This is a genomic window from Planctomycetaceae bacterium (genome assembly GCA_041398785.1).
Classification (GTDB): Bacteria; Planctomycetota; Planctomycetia; order Planctomycetales; family Planctomycetaceae; genus JAWKUA01.
Genome location: JAWKUA010000010.1, coordinates 117052 through 142519 on the forward strand (window position 1 = coordinate 117052; position 25468 = coordinate 142519).

The following is a 25468-nucleotide window of genomic DNA, read 5'->3' on the forward strand; positions in this document are numbered from 1 at the left end:
CGGAAACTCGCCGGCGCGAGACCGGGCCTGTCAGTGGGCACGTTGCCTGGGCGGCGGGCCGGAGTCCAGGCTGCGGGCCAGAAGATTCACGTCGCTGCGGATCGCGGACGCCTGTTCCGGAGACAGCTCAGCCGCGCCGAAGCGGACGGAATTGAATGCCGCGGCCACGCGTTCCGGAATGACCTGCAGTTCTTCGGTGGTCAGGATGTGAGCAAAGAAGTGGCGGGCCGCGATGGCGTTTTCCAAAGCCGTGTTGCTGTCTGAAAGCGGCAAACCGTGGCGTTCGCAGATTTCCCGGAACGATTCGTAGAAGCGAATCACGCTGCGAGCGGCCCGGCTGGTGCGGCTGAATCGCCGTCGCAGAGCCGCTGCGGCAGCCAGCAGAATCCGCCACGGCTTTCGGCGAATCAGGAAGGCCAGCAGCGACAGGAGTACAAACGTGATGACTCCGCCCTGCCAGCTAAACCACTTCTGCGGCGACATGACGTATTCGACAAAGAACAGTTTGGCGGCGGACAGCAGACCCTGCTTCTTGACGACTTCCGCGGAATTCCGGATTGCGTCGACGGCGGGTTTGATGAGCGCCTTCTGCCGTTCCAGGTTCATGTTCTGAACGACAGCGAACCATTTGTCGGTGAATGCGCCGCGAAGGTCCGTCAGCCAGCTCAGCGATGCGGTCGACGCCACCGTTTCCTCGCGAGCGGACGCTGGTGTCGGATCGAGCGTCGCCCAGTGACCGTCGATCCAGGCTTCCACCCAGGTATGAGCGTGCTTTTGCTTCACTTCGTGTTCGCCGGTCACCGTGTTGACTTCGCTGCCCTTGAAGCCGTTAACGATGCGCGCGGGCACGTCGACGGCCTGCAGCATCAAAGCGCAGGATGACGCGAAGTATTCGCAATGGCCGATCTTGTGGTTCAGCAGGAAATCCTCAACCGGATCCAGCGATCGATCGCTGACGTTTTGATTCAGCGAATACGTGAACTCACCGGAAGCGTTCAGGAACTTCAGAATGCGATCGGCGCACTCGGCGGGATCGTCGCTGACTCCCGTTTCTGTCCGGCAGATGGATTCCGCCAGCTCCACCAGCTTCGGCATCTCTTCGCGAAGTTTTGGCGTCAGCGCTTCTTCGCGGACGTCTCGGTTGCGCAACCGCTTTTCGGCGTCGCCGGGGCCGGGGGAATTCCGCAGCCAGGCAACGACGTCCGACAGCACCCACAGCTTCGCCGTCTGAGGATCGGACGGGTCCAGCCGGGGACAGTGGATTTCGTATGTGACGGGAACATCGCTGCGGCGATCCGCAAGGGTATGGATCAGCGTCTGAGTCTTTTCGCGCTGAGCCAGTTCGCCGCGAGACGAAATCGAAACGGCATTGACCAGCGGCATCACGGCAAACGCAAAGGTCCCGATCGGAGGATCCTGAGTAATGCGGATGGCGAATGGATTCGCACTTTCGGTCAGCGCAGGGAACCGCTGCGACGAATCGACCGGGCGGTCCGTGCGTGACGCTCCGCGGCTCCAGCGTCCTTTCACGTAGTTGCTCAGCACGTTGCCGCGAAGCCGCAGTTCGTCGAATCCCATGGCGGTGCTGAACTGTTCGATCGACACCGGGCGACCGGTGTTCAGTTCGCGAATCGAAAACTGAAGCACGCGCGAATCGCTTTGCAGGATTTCACCGATTTCGCCCAGTTGCACTTCTTCCGTAAACCCGGTGCGATGGTGGTAGGCCGATCGGTCACGTTCCGTTGGCGCCAGCGGAGAATCGACCCAGATGCGCGGAAACGCGGCAAACACGACCGCGGCGACAGTGAGTGATCCCGCGAAGGTCGAAACCACGATCCCGTGAAAACGCCAGCCGGTCCACGATTCTCCCGCGTCGATCTGCACGCTGTTGCGAACCAGCACCGGACCGGCTGCCGATCGGCGGTAACCCTCGGCCAGTGAGTCCGCAACGATCAGCGAATCCGCTTCCGCCGCCGATCCCGTTGAGATCATTCGAACGCGAAACAGTGTGAACAGCGACAGCGTCCAGATCAGCAGCAGCAGCATTCCAATCAGCGACGCTCCGAACGCGGCTTCGCGAGTCAGCACGGACGCCACCGCCAGTTGCAGCACACTGAGCGCGCTCAGCCACCAGAACTGCCGGATCCCCTTCTTCATCATCAGCACAATCCACGTCAGGTAGACCAGCATGTGGGCTCCCGACAGCAGTTTGCCTTCGATGTCGCCGGCGAAGAATTCCATGGCCGTGGCGATGGCCGCCATCCCGCCCAGCACATTCGCCGCGTAAATCGGCAGCGAGAACCAGTCGCGCCGGTCAGTGATCAGATAGGCCAGCACCGCCAGCACCGGCGTCACGCCGACGGGAAACCAGACTCCTTCCGCTCGCGACAGGATGATCGACGACAGGCAGACGCACATTGTAATGCTGCGCAGAAACCTGCGTTCCAGACCGTTCTGGCGACGCACTGCCTGACGATGCTCGGACAGAGTCAGAACGCTCATCACGAATTGACTCCGCTGACTTGACCGTGACGCCGCGACGCCGCGGCTCCGTTGCCGGACGGTCCCCCGTTCGAGCGGATGCCGCGGGACTGGTGGTTCCCTGCATCCGCACCGGAGCCGGACAATTCAAACACGTCACTCAGATCGGCCGACGTTGCGTCGACGATTGTGGTGCGGGAAAGCAGATCGATGCCGTCGGGCAGCAGCGCCGCGGATAGTTCGGGGATGATCAGTCGAGCGTACTCCGGTCGAGGAGTGATCAGCACGCTTCGCGCTGTTCCCGCCATGCCGGAAGCGATGACCTGCGAAATCAGGTCGTCCAGTGGACTCCGCTTGGCGGACTGGCAGGTCGCCAGAGCGTCCAGGGCCGATTCGCGAAACGGGCCGGCGATTCGTCCGGTAACGACCGTCGTTTTTTTGCCGGCGATGCCCAGCAGGTACTGCCCGCCGGAGACTCCCCGCGCCTGTTCGACGCAAATCGTGGCCGCCAGGCTGATGGCGGTTTCGCGAGCGGTCTCCGTGAAGTTTTTCTGTTCGCAAAGGTCCAGCATGATGAACAGATCGCTTTGGCGGTTCTGTTCGAATTCGCGGACCATCGGTTCCCCGCGCTTGGCCGTTGATCGCCAGTGAATCGCCCGCGGGTTGTCGTCGACGCGGTATTCGCGAATGCGGTGGAACTCATCGTCGAACAGGCCGATCCTGGAGTGATTGTTGTTTGCCGCTTCGGCCAGCTCGCGCTGCTGACGCTTCCATTTCGGATGCAGCCGCCCCAGTCGCGGCCAGACCAGCAGATCGATGTAGTCAGAAAACGTGTGACCGCGTTCGCCGATCCCCAGCGGAAACCGCGAACTGGCACGCAGCGGACCCAGGCGATAGCTGCCGCGCCGCTGAAAGCACAGTTGATAGCGGCCCGTGCGTTCGCCAGCCGGCGGGACTCGCACAAACGTGACGACACCTTCAAAATGACGTCGTTCGCGGCGAATGGCGTCTCCCGAAACCGCGTCGCGAATCTCCAGAAGCCGCGACGACAACCAGCGTTTGCTGTTGGCGACCGTCACGTCCACCGTCACGAATTCTCCGGCGGAGGCGCGCCGCGGAGCCGTTCGGCGCACCGTGACTCCCTTCAGCATCGCGTACACCGCCCAGCCATTCAGAACGAATGGACCGGCCATCAGACCAAACACCAGCAGCAGCGTGTTCTGATGCCCCAGCAAAGCACCGATGGCCAGCATCAGCATGATCCCCAGATAGACCATGCCTTCGCGGGGAATCACAACCCGCGATCTCATGCCAAACTTCACAAACATCCGAGCCAGAAACCGGCCCAGCAGAATGTTGCCAAGTCCCAGCACCAGTGACACGGACCCCGCCGCGATCAGAATCATCTGAGTCGTGTTGCCCAGCTCCGGGTAATTATTCGGCAACACGAACGCGCCAAGAAAGCAGGCCACGGCCGCCAGCAACTGAGTCACCGATGACGCACTGAACGAAATCGGAAACCGCGGCTCGCGCTGCTGGCTGGATGCCCCGTGGTCAGTGCTGTTCATTGGCACGATTTCGCAGAGAACGGAGAAGGTGCCGGACAGAATCCGGCTGGAAGCATCCAGTCTGACAAGCGGTACCACACCCGGCAATCGGCTGGACCACAATCAAATGTTTTGGAACACACAGGCACAGTGAACACGGCGAACGCACTGATCGACAACGCACGGATCCTCGGTGTTCTCCGTGGCTCCGTGTTTCAAACCTGCCAGCGCACCCCGGTTCGGGCGCAGGAGGCATGATTTTCTTTGAACCATCATTCCTGCTCAAACGCTTAATCGCACGAAGAATCCGTCCGCGCTGTTACAATCCGGGTGACGGACCCGCTCCCATCTTCGCGAAAAAGGATCGCACCCATGCGATATTTTGTCTGCACACTCACCGCCGCCGTTCTGGCGACTTCCACGTGCCTGCTGGCAACGACTCCGCAACAGGATGACGCCGCAATGCGACAGGATGCCGATAAGCGTTACACCGACAACAACTACGCCGACGCCTTCGAGCTCTACCGCCGGCTGACTCTGGAATCCAAACTGCCCCAGCGTGACATCGCACAGGTTCTCGGCAGCGCCACCATCTGCCTGGCCAATCTGAATCGGCTGAACGAGTTCGACGAATTCTTTGAACAGGTCGTCGCCACCCGCCACGACAATCCGCATCTGCTGGCGCGAGCGGCTCAGGTTCTGGTAAGTCAGGTGGACCACGGTGGTTTCCTGATCGCCGGTCGGTTCGAACGCGGACAACATCGCGGCGGCGGCAGGTACGTTTCCGCGATGGCGCGTGACCGAGTCCGTGCCGCACAACTGCTGCTGCAGGCCATCGCGCTGCTACCCGATTCCGATGCCAATGCCGCCGAAAAAGCGGAAGTCTACCAACAGCTTGCGAATGCCGTCGGCTCGGTGCGTTTCGAAGGAGCCTGGAAGCTGCAGGACTTGACCGATCTGGAAGCACTCCCCGACTTCGAAGATGCCAACCAGTGGGGCTGGGGACCTGTCGGCGGCGGAAATAAGGGAGCCCCCGTCGACGAGAACGGCGACCCCGTGTTTCATCAGATGCCGGAATCCTGGGACGCCGCAAAGTCCGACGGAGAACGCTGGCGCTGGGCTCTGAATCGGGTCGTTCAGGCCGACGAATCGCGGCGAAGCAGTGTGGACCTGGAGTGGGCTCGCTTCCTGCAGTCGCAGTTCGGCGTCAGTGAACAATCCGCCGGGCCGATTCCCGTTGTCCGCACAAACGCCGACGAAGATGACCAGACACCGCGCGACGCCACAACATGGAACGCTCACGAACTGCCCGACAACGAAACGATCGCCCGCCTGGCAAGCGGAACGAAACGCTTCGCGCTGCCCGATGAATTCAATCACGTCGCGATCTACAAAAACGTCATCGAACGCGCCGACGGCCAGCTTCGCACCGCGCTGGAATCCCTGATTTCGGTGCGCATGAACCGGCACCAGTATTCGCAGGCCGCTGAACTGCTGAAACGCATTCTTGAACTTGCCGCGAACGACAATGACCGCAACAACGTTCAGCGGCGTATCGACCAGATTCTGAACAACTGGGTTCAGTTCGAAACCACGAAAGTTCAGCCGGCTGGCGACGGAGCGACGCTCGACATTCGCTATCGCAACGGTTCGCAGATCACGTTCACCGCGAAGCTGATCAACATCGATCAACTGCTGGCGGATACAAAGGCCTATTTGCAGAGCCGTCCCGAGCAACTCGATCACAAGCAACTGCGGATCGAAGACATTGGCCATCGCCTGATCGACGAAGGCGGTGATAAGTACCTCGGCGAATCCGTCGCCAACTGGACGCTCAACGTTACGCCTCCCGACAACCACTTCGACGCGATGCAGACCGTGACGACTCCGCTGCAAAAAGCGGGAGCCTACTGGGTCACGGCCACGATGGAAGACGGCAACTCAGCCCGCATCGTGCTGTGGGTCGCCGACACCGCGATCAGTCGCAAACGAGTCGAAGGTGGCACAATGTACTTCGTCGCCGACGCCGTCAGCGGCAAGCCGATCGCGCGAGCCAACCTGGAATTCTTCGGCTGGCAACAGGAACGAATCGGTCAGCCTCGCCAGCGTCAATGGGTTGTTCGCACCAGTCGCTTCGCCGACCGCACCGACAACGACGGGCTGGCGATCCCGTCAACGCAGTTTCTTAACCCGCAGTTTCAGTGGCTGACAATTGCTCGCACCGACGACGGCCGGATGGCGTACGACGGCTTCAACGGAGTCTGGAATCCCCAAAAGCTCGACGAACTGCACTACAGCCCGACCAAAGTCTTCGCCGTCACCGACCGCCCGGTTTATCGGCCCGATCACACAGTCAAGTTTCGACTGTGGGTGCGGGAACCAAACTTCGACAAAGAGGACACGCAATTCGCAAACAAACCTTTCACGATCGAAATTCGCAATCCGAAGGGTGACTCCGTCTTTACGAAGGATGTCGTCACCGACCGCTGGGCCGGTGCCGACGGCGAATGGACAATTCCCGCCGACGCGACGCTCGGGCATTACAACGTGGCGATCGGTTCGAAGGTCAAAGAACAACGCACTCGCGAACGCAATGGTGTGCCGGAAATCTACGAAGTCGATGCCGTGCATGCGCTTGGTCAGGGCTCGTTTCGGGTCGAGGAATACCGCAAGCCGGAATTCGAAGTGACCGTCGATGCCCCCGACAAACCGGTCAAACTCGGCGACGAGATTCAGGCGCAGATTTCCGCTCGCTACTACTTCGGAGCACCCGTGACCGAAGCCACCGTTCACTACAAAGTCGAACGCACCAAAAAGGATCAGCGGTGGTATCCGGTCGGTCGCTGGGACTGGCTGTATTCGCCGGGGTACTGGTGGTTCAGTCCGAATTACGAATGGTATCCCGGCTGGAGCCGCTGGGGTTGCTGGGCTCCGATTCCGCCATGGTGGGGCTGGAATCCTGATCCGCCGGAGGTCGTCGCCGAAGGTGATGCCCAGATCGGTCCGGACGGCACGTATCTCATCAGCATCGACACCGCCGCCGCTCTGCGAGAACACAGCGACAGCGATCACAACTACAACATCACAGCCGAAGTCGTCGACCAGTCTCGCCGCACGATCATCGGCAGCGGGAGCGTGATCGTCGCCCGTGATCCGTTCAAGGTGTTCGTGTGGACCGATCGAGGTCATTATCAGACCGGCGACACAGCCAACGTCGGCATTCAGGCTCGCACGCCCGACGGCAAGGGAGTTCAGCGGCAAAGGAACGGCGACGCTGTATTCGGTGACGTACGAAGACGGTTCCGACGTGCCGAAGGAAGCCGAAGTCGAATCGTGGGACATCATGACGGATGACGCGGCAACTGCATCGCTGAAAATGACGGTGCCCGATTCCGGCCAGTTTCAGGTGTCCGTGAAAGTCACAGCGGATGTCGACATGATCGGGAGGGCGAGGCTCCCGCCGAGCCGCACACTCAGGAAGGCGGCTACGTCTTCTTCGTTCGAGTCCCAACGAAGACGGCAGCGACTTTCGCTTCAACGCTCTCGAACTGATCACCGAGAAGAAGGAATACCAGCCCGGCGAAAAAGTCAGTCTGCTGATCAACACCGATAAGTCCGACAGCACTGTGCTGCTGTTTGTCCGCGCGATGAACGGCCTGGTTCCCAAACCACTGGTTCTGCGACTCGATGGCAAGAGCACGACGTTCGACCTGAAGATCGAACGCCGCGACATGCCCAACATTTTCGTCGAAGCGTTCACAATCGCTGACGGCAAACTCCACAGCGAAGTACGCGAAATCGTCGTGCCGCCGGAAAAGAAGATAGCGAATATTGAAGTTCTGCCGTCCTCCGAACGCTATCGTCCGGGTGACGAAGCGAAGGTGAAACTGAAGCTCACGAATCTCGAAGGCAGACCCTTCGTCGGCAATACCGTCCTGAGCGTTTACGACGCCAGCCTGGAATACATTGCGGCGAGTGAGGTTCCCGAAATCCGCTCCTTCTTCTGGAACGTCCGTCGCTATCACAATGTCCAGAACGACTGCACGCTGAATGACGTCTCAAGCCCGCTGCAGCTTCAGAACGAAATCGCGATGCAGCAACTGCGCGGGGTAGATCCAAGTCGGTTCGGTCGCGCGGATTGGATGGTGCGTGGTGAATTTGGACTGGGGAGGCCTGTTGTACAATTCTCTCGAATTGCTGGCCCTGTGCCGACGGATAGCGTCGAGTTCGACGCGGCACCCGCCGATGCTGCGATGGGTGATGCAAGAGCGTTCGCCGCACCGTTGGCGAAAGCCGCAATGGCCCCGGGCGTTCCGCCCGCCGCCGAAGTCCAACCGACCGTGCGCACGCAGTTTGCAGACACCGCTCACTGGGTCGCGTCGGTCACGTCCAACGCTGACGGCATCGTCGAAACGAGCTTCAAAGTTCCCGACAACCTGACCACTTGGGAAGTCAAAGCCTGGACGATCGGCGACGGCACGCGAGTCGGACAGGGCAGCGCCAAAATCATCAGCAGCAAAGATCTCATTATCCGGCCGCAGACGCCCCGCTTCTTCACCGAAACTGACCGCATCACGCTGTCCGCCGTCGTTCACAACTACCTGAAGAACGCCAAGTCCGCGCGAGTCGTCCTGGAAACCGAAGGCGGGCAGCTCGAACTGCTCGACGACGCCGAACGCATCGTGCAGATTCCCGCCGACGGCGAAGCCCGAGTCGACTGGAACGTTCACGTCATCGCGTCCGGCTCCACAACCGTTCGCATGAAAGCTCTGACCGATGAGGAATCCGACGCCACCGAACTGACGATTCCCGTCAACGTCCACGGCATTCTGAAGACCGAAAGCTTCACCGGAATCATCCGCCCCAACGGCGATTCGGCCACCGTCAACATCAACGTTCCGGCCGCAAGAATTGAAGAACAGTCGCGGCTGGAGATTCGCTACAGCCCGTCGCTGGCGTCGGCGATGGTCGATTCGCTGCCTTACCTGATCGACTATCCCTACGGCTGCACCGAACAGACGCTCAACCGCTTTCTGCCCGCCGTGATCACGCAGCGGACGCTGCAGACAATGGGAGTCAACCTGGCCGACGTCAAAGCCAAACGCACCAACCTGAACGCTCAGGAACTCGGCAACGCCGCCGATCGAGCAGCTCAGCGGAAACGCTACGACCGCAATCCCGTCTTCGACGAAACGGAAATGAACGTCATCATTGCCGACGGAGTCAAAGCGCTGACGGAAATGCAGTTGTCCGATGGCGGCTGGGGCTGGTTCAGCGGCTTCGGAGAACACTCGACCGCTCATCTGACATCGCAGGTTGTTCACGGCCTGACCATCGCTCAGAAAAACGACGTGCCGATTCTTCCCGACGTCATCCAGCGCGGAGTCGACTGGCTGCAAAGCTACCAGGCCACCGAACTGGAAAAACTGCGCGAAGGCGACTGGCGGCGAGAACATCCGGACGAACTGAAGGACCGCCATAAGCCGTATAAGAACCAGGCCGACAACATGGACGCCTTCGTCGCCTTCGTCCTGACCGAACACGATGCCAGCGATCCGGCCATGAGCGACTACCTGTACCGCGACCGAGGCGACCTGTCCGTCTACGGCATGGCTCTGACGGGACTGGTGCTGCATTGGGAGGGCGAGGCTCCCGCCGAGCCGCGGGCCGAAGCGCACGAACGCCGCGACATGATCCTTCGCAACATCGAACAGTTTCTCGTCACCGACGACGAAAACAACACCGCCTGGCTGCGCGACTTCCCGGCAACTTCTGGTGGTACTGGTATGGCAGCGAAAACGAAGCGATGGCTCGTTACCTGCAGTTGCTGCTGAAAGTGAAGCCCAATGGCGAAACGGCTCCGGGCCTCGTTAAGTACCTGCTCAACAACCGCAAACACGGTACGTACTGGAACAGCACTCGAGACACCGCTTTGGTCGTGGAAGCTCTGGCCGACTACATCGCCGTCAGCGGTGAAGATAAACCCAACATGACCGTCGAAATCCTCGTCGACGGCACGCTTCAGAAGAAAGTGTCCATCACGCCGGAGAATCTGTTCAGCTTCGACAACGCGATGGTACTGGTTGGTGATGCCGTCAAGACCGGTGCGCACAGGATCGAAATCCGCCGCACGGGAACCGGTCCGGTTTACTTCAACGCATACCTGACCAACTTCACGAAGGAAGACCCGATCACCGCCACAGGACTGGAAGTCAAGGTGGCTCGCCGCTTCTATCGGCTGGAACGAGACGACAAAGAAGTCAGCGTGCAGGGAGATCGCGGCCAGGTCGTCAGCCAGCAGACCGCGAAGTACAAACGCATTCCGCTGGAAAACCTGGACAGCGTCACCAGCGGCGAACTGGTGGAAGTGGAACTGATCGTCGACAGCAAGAATGACTACGAGTACCTGATGCTGGAAGACCGCAAACCCAGCGGCTTCGAACCCGACGACCAGCGCAGCGGCTACGTATTCGAAGGTCTGCGAGCCTACCGCGAACTGCGCGACGCCAAAGTCACGTTCTTTTTAAGTACCCTCGCCCGAGGCACGCACAGCATCAGCTACCGCCTGCGAGCCGAGTCTCCCAGCGAACAAGTCAGCGCTCTGCCCGCCATCATCGAAGGCATGTACGCCCCGGAACTCGTGGGCAACAGCGATGAATTTGATCTGCGGGTTCGTGATCGGTAGTGCTGGCCGTTCAACAATCGATCAGACTGATTTGTCTGATCCGACCAATCCGACTGATCTTATTCTGCAAGACCATGGCACGTTTTCGCAGTAGCGGCGGTTACCGCAAAATGGCTTCGTTTCAGACGTCGACGATCATTTACGACGCGACGGTCTGGTTCTGCGAGCGGTTTCTGGATTCGCGGTCGCGCACGGTCGATCAGATGGTCCAGGCCGCTCGATCAGGTCGGCAGAACATCGCCGAAGGCAGCCGCGCGTCCGCGACGTCTTCGCAGACCGAACTGCGGCTCGTGAATGTCGCTCGCGCGAGCCTGGAAGAACTGCTGCTGGACTACGAAGACTACCTGCGTCATCGGCGGCTGCGGCAGTGGGCGCCGGATTCCGCCGAAGCATCGGCGGTGCGCGCCGTGCCTCAGCGTTTCAGACAGGATCAGGCAGATCAGTCCAATCCGACAGATCTGACCGGTCTTTCTGATGCACACCGATGGGGGCTGTATTCGCGCTGGCTGTACCACGACGACGCGGCGGTGCGAGCAAATGCCGTGATCTGCCTGATCCACCAGGCCAACTACCTGCTGGACAAACAGATCGACGCGCTGGAACAGCAGTTCGTCAAAGAAGGCGGCTACAGCGAACGTCTTGCCGCCGAACGCATGGCCGAACGGGCCAGGCAAGAACAAGATCAGTCAAATCTGTCAGATTCGACCGATCCAATCCCCGACTGCCCGCGCTGCGGCAAACCCATGGCACTGCGAACCGCCAAACAGGGCCGAAACGAAGGCCAGCAATTCTGGGGCTGCACCGGCTACCCGGACTGCAAAGCAACGGCGCGGGTTTGAGGATGTTGGTCGATGTCTCGTGCGGTCCCGACCGCACCTCCTGCGCTCGGGTATCGCGATTACCGAACGATAGCCTTCAGAACGATTGCCGCCACACTTCCAACGAAACAGCCGATAACGAAAATCGGCGCGAGCAAGTGAAGCACGTCATTCACGATGACACTTGAACGAATAACAAACATTGCGTGAAGCAGCATTCCGGCGCACAGCAGTGAAGAAAGGAGCGGTCCGGTGCAAAGAGCAGCGAACGCCAATCTCGTTCCTTCCTGCGTGTGACGGTCGCGGCGCGACCGCGAAATCGAACGAAACGCGAAGGCGCTGCACACCAAGATAGCGCCCGCCAGCAACAGGTTCAAACGCATTAGTGCAAGTCCAGAGCCAACCGTCGGTAGACTATCGAGCATCTGATTGCGTTCCCTGGTTCGGAAGAGGTGATTTCACGACACGTGCGAGGGACATGTGCGGCAGAAACTGCAATCGCCTGCGATGGCACCACCACAACACTGCTCCGACCAAAGCCACAAATATTGTCGCAGCAGTACTTCTTTCGGCCAAGGACCAACTGCCGGAAATCTTCCCGTACCACCACCAAGTTGCCCAGAAGTTCGTCGTACCCGGCGGACCGAGGCTGTAAATCTGCGCCGAACCAAACCCAGTGCCAGCCACAAACACCGCTGCACAATACACGGACGATAGGAACAGAACCCCCTCCGCGGCTTTAGATTCTCGAAACGCAAGATCCACGCTCAGCGAAAACGCCCAAAGAGCTGTCACACACAGGCAGAATGTGACTACCAACTCGCTGTTCATCCAGTACCAGCTTGATGGGTCCCAAAGGTAGCAATGCAGGAATATCACGGTCCAGAATCCGGTCGACAGCGAGAAGTGAATCGTACCGAAAAGCGCGAATGCCATCAGCATCGCCTTGCGGCCGATTGGTAGTCGCCACGTGTGGGGGCGCTTGCGATCAACGGCGGCTTCGATCTGCAACAAATCGCGTTCAAGCCAAAGACGTACAGCGGCAGCACTGCCCAGATACACGATGGCACCCCAGAACGCTGCTTCGACCGGATGACCGGCGAAGGCGATGGTGCCGGTGACCGCAAAATTCAGCAACAGTGCCGGCTGAAGGCTCGCGAATGTGCGCATTGTTGCGTTGGTGTCTGAACCCGAAACCATGACGTGTGATCCGCACTTTGAACACTTGCTGGCCCGAATCGCGAACGCAGCCAACAGCCTGAGTGTCGACCCTGCACGTTCACCGCAAACGGGACACTTCAAACGACAGCGTTCCGAACTCTCCGCCGTGTGTGCGGCGGAGGGCTGATACGGATTCGGAGACTGTCCTGCGAACTTCATTGTCATGCAGACATACGGTGCCGAGCGGGTGACCAACAGTGACCCGGACTTGTCACGTCGGCTCGTATGATAGGATAAAGGTTTGAATCGTGCGGCTGTCGGAATCTTCCGGTTTGCCCGCAGAATTCCGGAGCCATCCCATGTTTCGATCACTTCTGCCAGCCGTCCTTGTCAGTGTCGCAGGTGTGTGCGCCGGTCCGATTGCTTTCGGCCTGGCCGAAGAACGGATCGGGCCGGATCTGATGGCGCATCCGCAGCCGGACTGGGCTCATGGGCTGGTGGAGTTGCCACGGCACGGGTCGCGGGTCTATTCGCTGTGGGTCAACGGGAATGACACGTTCTACTTCAACGCGAAGCCTGACGATGTGACGGATCTGATCACGAAGTTTTCCAAAGTCCGGTTGCGGGACCATGTCGTCAGGCTCGTGCCGGGCGATCCCACCGTCGCGTCGTTCAAGAAACAGGAATTCGCGTACAACGTCAGCCTGAACGTGCTTGGAGGCATCGCGCTGTGGCACACGAAGACGACCGATCCGCAGCCGCAAACCTACGAACCCGTGCTGACGGTTTATGTGGCAGGTGAACAGCAGCAGAAGGCGCTTCAGGAATATGCCTGGCCGGAAAGTATCGTGATTCAGAACGACGTCGCGGACTGGGATCTTTCCAGTCAGGCCAAACAGCCATTTCGAAAGCTGCTGCATGCGGTGATTCAGTTCGACGACGGCAAACCGGCGGTCGATTTTGAATCCGGCATGTCGACGACCGTCACGCTCTGGGAAAAAGACCAGGAACACGGCTTCGATCTCGGCACAGTCGGCAACGAAGGGCAGTTCACCGCGGCGTTTTCACTGGACGAACTGGCAGCGCTGAAGAAGGGTGACCTGTGGCTGACGATGACCGTCGGCAACTACACGGTGAAGCCAAAGCCCGCGGATCCGCGACTGGACGTCGACAGCTTCGCGTTCACTCCCGACGGCGCGAAGCCGGTGTCGGTGGCGCGGTCGACAACGTATTACGGCCGGCTTCTGTTCGAAGACGGTTCGCCTCCGGTGTTGAATCCGCTGCCATGGCCAGGCGCGGAAATCCAGGTGGATTTTCCATACGCCGGCCCGGCCCGTCCGGATGCCGACGGCTATTTTCGGATCGCGCTGACGGCGGAACAGTTTGAAAACCTGAAGGCTCGCAAGCCTCGAAAGAACATCTACATTCCGCTGTACACGGAAGCGAACCACAGCCGAGCGCTGCACACGTTTCCTGCCGAAAACCTGTCGCCGGACGCTGAGAAACTCACTGCCGTGAGGATCCCGCGTCCGAAACCTGACAGCAGCGAGTAGCGTCCGAAGCCATTGATCCGGCGGTTCCCGCGAAGTCACTTCGCGTAGGCCGCCGGCGTTGAATTCCGGACACTTGTCGCTCGGCACGCGCGGCGACGTTGTTCAACCTCAAAGGTACGGTTCCGGCGCGACGATTCTGGCTGACAGTTGTTGCAGCCATTCAGCCGCCGGAGCGCCGTCGATCACCTGGTGATCAAACGTCAGACTCAGCGACAACGTCTTCCCGGCGACGATTTCGTTTTCGCGAATGACGGGCTCCGAAATGATGCGACCGATTCCCAGGATGGCCGACTGCGGACGGTTGATGATCGGCGTGAATAAATCGATTCCGAACGCCCCGAGATTCGTGACCGTAAACGTGCCTCCGGAAAGCTGCGGACCGCGGAGCCGGCCGGCACGAGCCATCTGTGCCAGTTCCAGTGTCTTGACGCTGATTTCCGACAAGCTCAGGCGATCGGCGTTGTTCAGCACCGGTACCATCAACCCGGCGTCGGTGTTCACGGCGACGGCGATATTCACTTCGTCAAATACATAGATTCCGTCGTTGTGCCAGACAACGTTGAGTTGCGGGAAGTCGGCCAGACAACCGGCGACAAGCCTGACCAGCATGTCGTTGTACGACGGAACAACGTCAGTTGCCGCGGACCGCAGTCGTTCCCGGAATGTCGCAAGTTCCGACGCGTCAACCTTTGTCGTCAGAGTCACCGCTGCTGTTTGCCGCACGCTTTCCAGCATCCGTTTGGCGATCGTGCGGCGAGTTCCCGATGCCGGATGCAGAACTCCCGGCGCATCCGGTTGCGGTTCGGCGGGCAGCGTCGAAGGAACCAGCGCCAGGATGTCACGTTCACGAATGCGGCCGCCGCGTCCGCTGCCCGTGATGGTCGACCAGTCAATGTGAAACTGCTGCGCCGTCCGGGCCGCTCGCGGTGAAATCTTCGGAAGCGAAGGATTCGAATTGCGAACGGGCGGCATCGAAAAGGCTGGCGCCGCGACGGCCGACAATGGCGAACCTGCTTCCATGCGCGGAGCGCGCGGCGTCTGCACCTGCGCCGCACGGCGGACGTCGTGTTCCGAAACCGTTCCCGGAAGATTCAGCGACGTCAGATCAACACCAAGTTCGCGCCCAGTCGCCGCACGGAAGGAGCTGCAGCGCAGGGCGCCGGTGCGGAAAAAGCCGCGGCAACCGGTGGCGACGATTCCGCAAGCGTCGCCGATGACCCGCCGTCGAGCGCAGGCCGGCGTGCTTCCGCCTGCGAATTCCAGTCGTCTTCCGGAATCGCTTCTCCTTCGCCAAGCAGAAATCCAATCACGGTCCCCACTCTGACAACGTCCCCTTCCTTCGGTCCGCCGGGAAGAATATGCAGAAAGCCTTCGTCAACGGATTCCACTTCCTGCAATGCCTTTTCGGATTCCATCAGGAACAACACGTCCCCGCCGCGACGAATTCGCCGTCGGCTTTCGCCCATTCGGCGAACGTACCTTCGTCCATACTCCAGCCGAGTCGGGAATTGTGATCTGGCGGTGGGTCATTGGTTCACTGTTCTCTGTTGTCGGTCATCGCTGGCATCTGAGCTTCCGAAGCACGGCTTCCGCGGCAGGCGGTCGGCCTTCATTCCGCAGCAAAGCGCGAGAATCGCCTCCACAATATCGCCGGAGCCGGGGACGACGGCAGCTTCCAGTGTGGGACTATACGGCGTCGGGGCGAAGGCGCCATTGAGCCGCCTGATTGGCGCGTCGAGTTCGTCGAAACCCTCGTCCGCAATGCGCGCGGCAATTTCCGCTCCGATACTGCACGGCGCGAATGCTTCGTCGACAATCAGCAGCCGCCCGGTTTTTGATACCGACTTCAGGATCGTTTCCGTGTCCAGCGGCGAAATTGTCCGCGGGTCAATCACTTCAACGGAAATGCCGTGGGTGGCAAGCTGCTCGGCGGCTTCCATTGCCTTGTGGACCATCAGAGCAATGCCCACCACCGTCACGTCGCTTCCGTCTCGAACGACAGCGGCACGGCCAAATTCGATTTCGTACGGCTCCTCCGGCACGGCACCCTTCATGCCGTACAGTTCACGATGCTCCAGAAACAAAACCGGATCCTGGCAGCGCAGTGACTGGTGGAACAAACCCTTCGCATCATACGGCGTCGACGGAATCACCACTCGCAGTCCCGGAATGTGCGAGTAAATCGAATGATAGCTGCCGGAATGGTGGGTCGCCGCGCTGTGACCGATGCCAATACAGCCACGCAGCAGTACCGGCATTCGCAGCCGGCCGCTGGACATATACTGCATCTTTGCAATCTGATTGATTGTCTCACCGAACGCATCGTTGATGAAATCGATGAACATGAAGTCGACAATCGGCCGGGCTCCGGTCATCGCCGCTCCGCAGGCCAGTCCGACGAATCCTCGTTCGCAGATGGGCGTGTCGCACAGTCTTTCGGCGCCGTACTTGTGATACAGTCCCGTCGTTGTCGCGAAGTTTCCGCCGCGGGCGCCGATGCCTTCTCCCATCACAAAAATGGCCGGATTGTGCTGCATTTCATAATCCAGGGCTTCGTGAGTGGCGGCGATATAATTGACTATGCGAGTTCCCGGATCCGGCTCCGAACCCGCGACCACAGGCGGCGGTCCTTCGAAGTAGACGTGTCGCGTTGCGGTTACGGCATCCGGCCAGGCAGCCGCTTCCGCCGCGTTGCTGCCTTCGAGCACCAGAGCACTGACTTCGGCATCAATGGCGGACAGTTCCTCTTCCGTTGCCGCTCCGGATTCCAGAAGCCGATTCGCCAGCCGCTGGATCGGGCACCTCTGCCGCCACTCCGCCACATCTTCGCGCGTGCGGTACGTGTAGTCGCCCATGCCTTCCGCGTGTGCGCGCGTTCGGTAGGTCTTGCACTCAATCAGCGTCGCACCGCCTCCGGAACGAGCCCGCTCGACGGCTTCGCGGGCCGTTTCATACACGGCCACAACGTCGTTGCCGTCGACTTCGAATCCGGGAAGTCCGTAGTTCGCGGCCCGCCGCCCGACGTCCGGAATACCGCTCGAATAGGCAAACGGAACCTCCGTGGCGAACTGATTGTTTTCGCAGATCAGCAGCACCGGAAGTTTCCAGATACTGGCCATGTTGCAGCCTTCATGGAACGCTCCGTTGTTGACAGCTCCGTCGCCGAAAAATGCGACGGAAACCTGGTCGGTTCCACGAATCTTCGCGCTGTAACCGCCGCCACAGGCCTGCAGAATGCTGGGACCGACGATTCCGCTGGTTCCCATCATGCCGATTTCCGGTGCGAACAGGTGCATGCTTCCGCCGCGGCCATGTGACACACCAGTCCGGCGGCCGAACAGCTCCGCGATCAACGCTTCCGGCGCGACACCTTTCGCCAGAGCGTGTCCGTGTCCGCGGTGTGTGCTGAAAACCGCGTCGGTCGGCTTCAGATGAGCACACACGCCCGCTGCAATCGCTTCTTCGCCGACATATGTATGACACGCTCCCAGAACCAGCCCGCGCTGATGACATCGCGCCAGTTGTTCTTCCGTGTGACGGATGGTCAGCATAGTGCGGTATAAACTGAGCAGAACTTCATTCGTCATCGGCCGGTGGTCACTTGTCATTGGTGTTGGTATTGGTGATGGATCGTGATGAAACTGGTCGACGACCGTGATTTGCTACTTCCCGGAAAACCGCTGCACTTTATGCTGCAGGTGTCCGGCGCTGCCGCCGGCGTTCATTGCCATATTGCCGCCATCCATCGGAATGATGGCTCCCGTGATCCAGGAAGAAGCATCGGACGCGAGCAGAACTGCCAGTCCCCTGATGTCCTCGGGAACACCCAGTCTTCCGGCCGGTATGCCTCGAAGGAATCGTTCCTCCAGAGTCGGGTCGTCCTGCATGCGCGCCTGCAAACCGGGATTGACCACCTGCGCGGGAGTAACGCAGTTGACGCGCACCCCGCGATAACTCCATTCGGTGCTCAGTTCGCGAGTCATCTGAATGACGGCTCCCATCGCCATGCTGTACGCGATATGTCCGCGCCCCAGCGCGGTACTGCTGGCCAGGGAGCCAATGTTCATGATCGAACCGGATCCCTGGTTCAGCATCCGGCGCCCCGCCTGCTGGCACATCGCGAACCGGCCCACCACCAGATTCTGCAGGACGCGGTGCAGTTCTTCGATCGTCAGGTCTTCCGGTTTTGCCAGGCATCCTTCGCCGGCGATGTTGCCCAGAAAGTCGACACGGCCGAATTTGCGGTCGACCTGCTGAAAAAGTTCAGCGACGGCGTCCGGACTGGAGATGTCGGCGGGAACCGTCAGTGCCGTTCGGCCAAGTGACCGAACCGTTTCCGCGCTCGATTCCGCGCCGGGAGCGTTGAGGTCAACCAGCACAACGTCTGCGCCATGTTCGGCGAGTGCGATCGAAGTCGCTCGTCCCATTCCCTGAGCAGCCCCCGATACGACGGCGACCTTTCCGGAAAGATCAAATGTTGCAGCGGGCATGAGACTTCCGACTATGAGGCATGAGTAGATGAAAACCGGCGGCAATCACACCTGATTCGATCCTGACAGCAAGGGCCAGACTTTGGCGACGAACACCAGCACAGCCATGCCGCAATAGAACACGCCGCAGGCGGCAATTCCCAGTTGATTGAACCAGCGGGGACGCAGCGTCTGCGGCAGCAGGTTTCGATTCAACCACAAGACATGGAACGACGTCAGCCCGAGTGCCACGTTGTTCAGATTCGCGATAACGAGCACCATCAGCCTGGGTGCATCGCCAAACGTCAGGAAGACCGTCGCCGAAATAAACGACCACAGCACATAGCCCGTCAGAATTGTGTAGTAGATGCGGCTTGCCTGATTGGGTTTCAGCCGAGATCGAATGCCGGGACTGGCCGACCAGACAATATCCGTCCAGCGACGGGCAACGTCGTCAACGATCGACATCTGGCTTGGCAGAAACACCATCAGCCCCACGAACAATGTCACCATCCACAATAACTCGCGAGTCGCCGGGCTGACGCCTGGAGCGTGGCGGATGCCGTCCGCGGAAATCAGCGACTGCGCATACGGAAGATCCTGTCCGAACATCGGCGAACCTGACGCGAACTCGATCGACAGCAGAGCCGGCAGGGCCATTCCCATGAAACAACCCGGCATCCAGACCAGAAACTGGTCTGACAGAATATACGTCCACCAGCCCTTCCACCTTCGCAGGCTGTCGTCGTTCAGCGGAAACACCTTGCCGATGTGACTCAGCGTGATATTCCGTCCGCCGACGGCACTGGCAATGGCACCGACCTGGCTGCCCATCCCCCAGCCCTTGTCGCGAACAAAATTGCTGTAGGTGGAATTGCTCAGACCACCGCCTCCCGCGTATCCCGCAAAGGCACCCAGCACCGCGATGCTGGCCAGCGACACAACGGGAAACTCGCCGTGTTCGAAATAATGTGAAAACGCGTTGACGACACGTTCACCGCCGGCACCGTCGTCCACGGGAACATTGCCGAATTTCAGAAATCCGCTGAACACGTCCGCCCAGCCCTGCCAACTGACAAAAAACACCCCGATAAACAGACAAAAACCGAGCACGACAAAAACTTTGGCCGTCATCACAATCTGCAGCATGTTGTAAACCTTTCCGCCGACAAGCACCGGCAGGACGACAATCGCCAGGCACAGATAGGCAATGGCGTTCACCATAAATGTGTCATCATTTGTCGGTGGACGATCCAGATACATCGACGAAATCAGCACCGCCGCGTTGGTGGAGAGTCCCGGAATGAATGAGCCCAGGCTTAGCAAAACTGCAACGCTGACCCAGAACCCCGGCCCCGGGCTGGTTCTCATGAATCCGGTGAAGACGGGTTCTCCTGTGTACAGCGCGTAGCGTCCGCATTCGACGTTGTAAAACACCTGGCACAGGATGGCGACAGTTGCGATCCACATCAGCCCGCCGCCATATTTTGCCGTGATCGCCGGCCCGAACAGCCACTCACCGCCACCGATCTGGATGCCGCACATCACGATCCCCGGACCGATAAACCCGGCCAGATTCCGCAGGCCAAGCGGCTTCGGTTCAGGCAGTTCCGCCAGATCCCAGGTAGGAAGGTGAGTCTTCGGAAGCTGATAATCAGTCATTGGTCTGTTGTCACCTGAAATTGACTATCCGCAGCGTGTCATGAGCGCCGGCAACTGCACGTGGATATAGGATGGCACCCAAAAAAACGCCACCCAGGCAGCTCACACCATTGCAACGTCCCATTCCCATTCCCAATTCTCTCGTCTCTCGTCTCTCAACTCTCTCTACCACAGCACAATCGCTCTTCCCGGTCCTCCGTGGCAGTCTCGCACTTTGATCGCGGCGAACAGGAAGTATGGTTTCGTGCCGGAGGGGATGCTGTCCACGTTGTGAAGGAACTCGACTCCAACCATTTCGCGGCTGCCCAGAGCCCAGTACGTCTGAAGTGCTCGCCGACGTTCGACACCGCCAAGATCCGGCGCGTCGGTGGCGACACAGCGAATGCCTTTGCTGTGCAGGTAAAGAATGGCGTCCGGTCCCGGCGCCGGCCAGCCCTCAGCGTCGCCCTTCAAGGGGTCTGACCAGACTCCCGTATCGTCGGGCGCCGGCTTCAGATGTCGGTCCAGGTGGCCAGTCTGAAACAGAACAATCTGTCCCGGCTGAAGTGGTCCGGTCGCAGCTTCATACATTTCGATGACATCCGGCGTGATCTCCGGCGACGATGGCCACGATCCGCGGTCTGTGGTGCCCGCAAGAGATCGCACGTCGATGACTCGCAGATCCCCGCAGGTCCATTCCAGAGGGACCCTTTCGGTCGTCAGCTCACTTGTTCCGCGTTTGCCGTATTTCTGTTCATATTCCTCCAGCCAGCCACGGACCTCCGGAGCATACGCCGGCTGTTCATCGTGTCGTGGCAGGGCGAATGCAGGCGGCACCAGGTGAGTTCCCGCTGTGGCATCCATTAGATGCGTGTGGTGCCACATGTCGAGGTAATCGGAATACAGAAAATCGACCTTCAGATAGACCTGCCGATGTTCGCCGGTGCCAATGCCGGGTGACGTGAGCGGCATGGAGGGCGACAGCGTCGGGGAAAGGTCCACGGCTCGCTTGTTGCGGCACGCATCAATCAGCCGCTGCGGCAGTTCGCCGCCGACAATCCCGAACGCTCGCCCTTCGCTGTAGGGGCCGCCTTCGTGCTTTGGTGCCAGCAGGCAATAGAAGGATCCGGTGGCTGGCAGTTGTGCAAGATTTGTCGCTCCTTCGGTCCAGATCATGCCGTGTTTCAGGCCGGCATAGTGAGTCGGTTCGGCAAGGTCCGGCAGCGGTCCCATGCTGGCGCTGTCTGTTCCCAGTGTCATGACTCCTCGAGTCGCCAGAAGTTCCATGCAGTCCGGATCCGGGTCTGGATAGCGGGAGCTTTTCGGTCGAGAATATCTGCGATGTAACGCCGTCCTTCGGGAAGCGGGCGATAGTATGTGTCCGAGTAATCACTGCGAAACAGCACGACGTCGCCAAACTTCACTGTGCGGTAGGCGGACTCGAACCGTTCCACGTGCTGAGGCCGGACGAGCGGGCTGACTCCCTTTGCAGCTTTGTCCAGCAGATCGCGTACATCGACAACACACGCTTCGCCGCCGAATTGCCAGGCTTCAATTCTGTCTGTGTACGCCAATCCAGCGGGCCGGATTTCGGACGATTCAGATCCGGTCGCGCGACGGAATGCGGCGGGACGTCCAGTTGAGTTCCCGTATTGCCGTCAATCAGCAGAGAGTCAATGTTGTATGCGCTGTCCGGACCAATCGTTCTCTGGTGAACGATCTGAAATCGGGGAAACGGCGTTGGCCAGGTCGCGGGGTATTCCGGAGCCACCAGAAGTGAGCAATCGACAAACCTGGATTCGTCCGCATACGTACGCGAACCGTCAACCAGGATCAGCAGGCAGCAGGCAGCGATCAGTCGGCTGTTGCGAACCATGCAGCAAGGGATCAGCGACAGGAAGTGGAAGGTTGGGCAGGGACGGTTCCAAAGTGTTTGTCTCGCAGGATGCATCAATCGTCTCCGGATATTTCTGCAATGGACCAATGATCGACAGCCATCAACCAATGCCGATTGGCGGGTTACAACGCGCGTGACCACAATTCTCCGTTGCTATTTGTGCCGCGGAGCCTCCACCATGCACGTTCGGCTGCTTCAAGCACCTTATCGGCCACATCCTGCGGTAGTGGAATTCCGTGTTGTTGAGATTCACGGTAGTGTCGCCATTCTCGTTCTCCCGGCAGCAGGATTTGTTCAACACCGTCGGCAGTCGGCGCTTGATGCAATTCGTCGATCAGTGCTCGCAGGCGCTGGTCGAACTGTTCTCGCGGTGAGATCGCTTCGACGCTGATGGCGATAAAGGAAGCGTTATGGCACGAGGGCTTCGACGGTTCGTCGAACAGCCAGCTTCCCACCTGCCAGGTCATATTTCCTCCTGGCAAAATTGCGGACAGAATTTCGCACCACAGTCCAAAACCATAGCCCTTGTGTCCCGCCATGGGAGCCAGAGCGGCATTGAATGGATAGAGACTTCCGTCGGTAGTGGGGCGGCCTTCGGAATCGATCAGCCAGGTCGGCGGGATGGGTTCCCCGCGCTGCCACGCGGCGTAGACCTTTCCTCCCGCAACAGCAGCGGTGGCGATATCAAGAATGATCGGGTCAGCCCTGGTCACCGGAACTCCATAGGCCAGCGGATTGCTTCCCAGCACTGGCCCGCGTGATCCGGGAGCCGCGACGCTGGGGATGTCGTTGCCGGTCACCATGCTGATGAATCCTTCGCGGGCCGCCAGCGTCGCATAGTATCCGGCCGCTCCGATGTGGCCCGTGTTTCTCAGCCCGACCCAGGCGATGCCGACGTCTCGTGCCTTGCGGATGGCGGTTTTCATGGCATAGACGCTGCCGATCTGACCGAGCACGGTGGCTCCGTCGATAACGGCCCAGGCCGGCCCTTCGCGGCTCGATCACGGGTGACTGAGTCGTCGTGTAGCCTCCGCCATACAGTCGCTTCAGATACCCGTTGAGCAGTTTGGTCCGTGAGTAAACACGCCCATCGCATCGGTCGTCACCAGTGCATCGGCGGCGGTGGCGGAATCATCGTCGCCGAGCCCCGTCGAGCGTAGGCACTTTTCCGTGAAGTCTTTCAGGTCGGCGACGGACACTTTCATGGATGGGTCGCTCCGGAACGATAGAAGTCAACCGTTTGCCGGATTCCATCACGCAGCGAAGTCGGCTGCCAGTCCGGGAACAGCGTGGCGATGTAATTGGGCGCCGGCGGGATGTTTGACGGAATGGCGGGACCGTCGACGAGAATGTGGCCGGCAGACTCCGGCGCGACTTCTTCGATCAGCCGGGCGAACTCCTCTGTCGTCGCCGGCTGACTGGGAAGGTCCACGATCGCCGCTCCGTCGGGGCATTCCAGCGCCGCTCGGACAAATGCGGTTGCGACATCCGGAACAAAGTCGTATCCAACCGTGCCGGTGTAGCCCATCGTATAGTCTTTGCCGAGCGCCGCTGCTTTGCAGGCCAGCGACGGCCCGGCTGTCAGCCCCTGATCGCGTTCCGGACCGTAAACGACGTGAGGACGGATGGCGACAGACGAAATCCCAAAGTGCCGCCAATACTGTTCCGCGATCTGGTCCACGGCCTGCTTGAAGACTCCGTAGAACATCGGCGGACTGCTGTTTGACGAGCGGCCTGGCCCCGTGTCATCACCGTACACCGCGTACGAACTTGCGTACGCGATGCTGTTGACGCGCCGGGATCGGCGAGCGGCGTCGAACAGGCTGGTGCTGCCCAGCACGTTGACGCGGCATCCGAGCAACGGGTCCTGCTGGCAGGCCGGCGTCAGCAGTGCGGCCAGATGAATCATGTGCGTGACGGAATATTCGTGAATGGCGGCCAGCAGACTGTCGCAGTCAAGCAGCGACGCGTCAGCCCTTGTGACATCGCCGCGGCGATCGCCCAGAATCCGGTGCCAGCGATCATCGGTCGGATTCACGTCAACGACGATCGGTCGCGCGCCGCGCGCCAGCAATTCGCGCAAAACCCACGTTCCGATGAATCCGGCTCCGCCCGTGACCAGGACGACTGCTGAACCGCTGTCAGACATCGACGACGACTCCGTTCACGATGTTCTGCAGAGGTTCCCCGCGCAATGCGGACACGGCGGCCCTGGCTGCGGTTTCCCGCAGCTTGCGAACGGCTTTCGGACTGGCCGACGCAACATGCGACGAAACGATCACGTTGTTCATCGCAAGCAGGCGACTGTCAGCGGGCAGCGGTTCGACTTCGAAGACGTCCAGAGCCGCCGCCGAAATGTGGCCGCTGTCCAGTGCCGCGGTCAGAGCCTTCAGGTTGACCAGATCACCTCGCCCGACGTTGATCAGAATTGCTCCGGCCTTCATCGCGGCCAGTGATGATTCGTTGATAATTCCGCGAGTCTGCGGTGTGGACGGACAATGCAGAGTCACGACGTCGCTGTTCTTCAGCAAATCGTCGATGCCGACCAGTGTGCCGCCGAGTTCCTTCGCAGCGTCGGCGTCAACGACGGGGTCCGCGATCAGCATCGCACAGCCGAACGCACGCAGTCGCGCGGCAACCGCCTTCCCGATTCGTCCGAGTCCCACGATTCCGACCGTCTGGTCCTTCAGCGCTTTCATCTGTTCCAGCGGCAGTCCCAGTCCCCATTCACCGCCGGTCATCATCGACTGGTTGGCTCGCAGGCCGCGAGTCGCCGCCAGAATGAATGCCAGCGTGTGGTCAGCGACTTCATCGATGCAGTAGTCGGGAATGTTGCAGACGGGAATGTTGCGATCGCGGGCCGCGTCGCAGGCCACGTTATCGAAGCCGATGCCGTAGCGCACGATAACTTTCGCTCTGTTCATCGCCGCAACAACATCGGCATTCACCGGCGCGAACTGCGTGATCACCGCGTCGGCGTCGGCGACGAGAGCTTTCAGTTCGTCGGGAGTTTTGCATTGCCCGGCCACCAGTTCGCAGCCGGCAGACTTCAGAATCGCCTCTTCGATATCCAGCGACGGAAATGAGTAGTCGGTAACAACAACCGTGGGCATGAACAACTCCGAACCGTGGTGAACCTGGAAACCCTGACGAACAACGATCGTGACCGAATTTCGGTATTGCCGCGAAGACGACGAAACCGGGGACAAAGACGTC

Annotated in this window: 18 protein-coding genes and 1 pseudogene; 5 read left to right on the forward strand and 14 right to left on the reverse strand. The window is 60.0% G+C overall.

Translation table 11 applies throughout. The annotated features are described in order from the left end of the window. Positions 1-30 precede the first annotated feature (30 nt). Together R3C19_13555 and R3C19_13560 are read right to left on the reverse strand one after the other, a co-directional pair. Positions 31-2502 (reverse strand): DUF3488 and transglutaminase-like domain-containing protein, encoded by a 2472-nt coding sequence (locus R3C19_13555; protein ID MEZ6061365.1) that lies wholly within the window; start codon positions 2500-2502, stop codon positions 31-33. Further along, on the reverse strand, positions 2502-4049 hold the full coding sequence (locus tag R3C19_13560; protein MEZ6061366.1) for a DUF58 domain-containing protein: 1548 nt from the start codon (positions 4047-4049) through the stop codon (positions 2502-2504). Before R3C19_13560 ends, R3C19_13555 begins: the two co-directional genes overlap by 1 nt. A gap of 351 nt (positions 4050-4400) precedes the next feature. Here R3C19_13560 and R3C19_13565 point away from each other — a divergent pair, with 351 nt between their 5' ends. The 4 genes from R3C19_13565 (at position 4401) to R3C19_13580 (ending at position 11552) form a co-directional block, all read left to right on the forward strand. Then, on the forward strand, positions 4401-7382 hold the full coding sequence (locus tag R3C19_13565) for an MG2 domain-containing protein (protein ID MEZ6061367.1): 2982 nt from the start codon (positions 4401-4403) through the stop codon (positions 7380-7382). A 197-nt stretch (positions 7383-7579) separates the two neighbouring features. Then, on the forward strand, positions 7580-9862 hold the full coding sequence (locus R3C19_13570; protein MEZ6061368.1) for an alpha-2-macroglobulin family protein: 2283 nt from the start codon (positions 7580-7582) through the stop codon (positions 9860-9862). Next, the gene (locus R3C19_13575) at positions 9835-10713 is read left to right on the forward strand and encodes a hypothetical protein (protein ID MEZ6061369.1); all 879 of its coding nucleotides are present in this window, start codon (positions 9835-9837) and stop codon (positions 10711-10713) included. Before R3C19_13570 ends, R3C19_13575 begins: the two co-directional genes overlap by 28 nt. A gap of 74 nt (positions 10714-10787) precedes the next feature. Continuing rightward, positions 10788-11552, forward strand: coding sequence for a four helix bundle suffix domain-containing protein (locus tag R3C19_13580; GenBank protein ID MEZ6061370.1), 765 nt, complete (start codon positions 10788-10790; stop codon positions 11550-11552). 393 nt (positions 11553-11945) lie between these two features. Here the strand turns inward: R3C19_13580 and R3C19_13585 are convergent, their stop codons facing one another. Further along, positions 11946-12731, reverse strand: a complete 786-nt coding sequence (locus R3C19_13585; protein MEZ6061371.1) for a hypothetical protein — start codon at positions 12729-12731, stop codon at positions 11946-11948. Between the two features lie 320 nt (positions 12732-13051). Between R3C19_13585 and R3C19_13590 the strand changes: the two genes are divergently transcribed. After that, on the forward strand, positions 13052-14245 hold the full coding sequence (locus tag R3C19_13590; protein MEZ6061372.1) for a hypothetical protein: 1194 nt from the start codon (positions 13052-13054) through the stop codon (positions 14243-14245). A 108-nt stretch (positions 14246-14353) separates the two neighbouring features. Here the strand turns inward: R3C19_13590 and R3C19_13595 are convergent, their stop codons facing one another. From R3C19_13595 to R3C19_13645, 11 genes and pseudogenes are all read right to left on the reverse strand, one after another. Then, positions 14354-15217, reverse strand: coding sequence for a dihydrolipoamide acetyltransferase family protein (locus tag R3C19_13595; GenBank protein MEZ6061373.1), 864 nt, complete (start codon positions 15215-15217; stop codon positions 14354-14356). A gap of 128 nt (positions 15218-15345) precedes the next feature. Beyond that, positions 15346-15711: a hypothetical protein gene (locus tag R3C19_13600; protein MEZ6061374.1), complete on the reverse strand. Its 366-nt coding sequence runs from the start codon at positions 15709-15711 to the stop codon at positions 15346-15348. 60 nt (positions 15712-15771) lie between these two features. Continuing rightward, positions 15772-17832: a dehydrogenase E1 component subunit alpha/beta gene (locus R3C19_13605; GenBank protein MEZ6061375.1), complete on the reverse strand. Its 2061-nt coding sequence runs from the start codon at positions 17830-17832 to the stop codon at positions 15772-15774. A 75-nt stretch (positions 17833-17907) separates the two neighbouring features. Then, on the reverse strand, positions 17908-18735 hold the full coding sequence (locus R3C19_13610; protein MEZ6061376.1) for an SDR family oxidoreductase: 828 nt from the start codon (positions 18733-18735) through the stop codon (positions 17908-17910). Positions 18736-18780: 45 nt separating this feature from the next. Then, positions 18781-20376 (reverse strand): Nramp family divalent metal transporter, encoded by a 1596-nt coding sequence (locus tag R3C19_13615; GenBank protein MEZ6061377.1) that lies wholly within the window; start codon positions 20374-20376, stop codon positions 18781-18783. Positions 20377-20541: 165 nt separating this feature from the next. Then, positions 20542-21642: a cyclase family protein gene (locus R3C19_13620; GenBank protein ID MEZ6061378.1), complete on the reverse strand. Its 1101-nt coding sequence runs from the start codon at positions 21640-21642 to the stop codon at positions 20542-20544. Positions 21643-21775: 133 nt separating this feature from the next. After that, positions 21776-22231 carry a hypothetical protein gene (locus R3C19_13625; GenBank protein MEZ6061379.1) on the reverse strand — a complete coding sequence of 152 codons (456 nt, stop codon included), beginning with the start codon at positions 22229-22231 and terminating at the stop codon, positions 21776-21778. A gap of 143 nt (positions 22232-22374) precedes the next feature. Then, positions 22375-23235: pseudogene (locus tag R3C19_13630) on the reverse strand (Ldh family oxidoreductase). A 63-nt stretch (positions 23236-23298) separates the two neighbouring features. Next, positions 23299-23457 carry a hypothetical protein gene (locus R3C19_13635; GenBank protein MEZ6061380.1) on the reverse strand — a complete coding sequence of 53 codons (159 nt, stop codon included), beginning with the start codon at positions 23455-23457 and terminating at the stop codon, positions 23299-23301. Beyond that, the gene (locus R3C19_13640) at positions 23454-24401 is read right to left on the reverse strand and encodes an NAD(P)-dependent oxidoreductase (GenBank protein MEZ6061381.1); all 948 of its coding nucleotides are present in this window, start codon (positions 24399-24401) and stop codon (positions 23454-23456) included. The genes R3C19_13635 and R3C19_13640 overlap by 4 nt, the downstream gene beginning before the upstream one ends. After that, complete coding sequence (locus tag R3C19_13645) at positions 24394-25365, reverse strand: C-terminal binding protein (GenBank protein MEZ6061382.1); 972 nt, start codon at positions 25363-25365, stop codon at positions 24394-24396. Before R3C19_13645 ends, R3C19_13640 begins: the two co-directional genes overlap by 8 nt. Between the last annotated feature and the right edge of the window lie 103 nt (positions 25366-25468).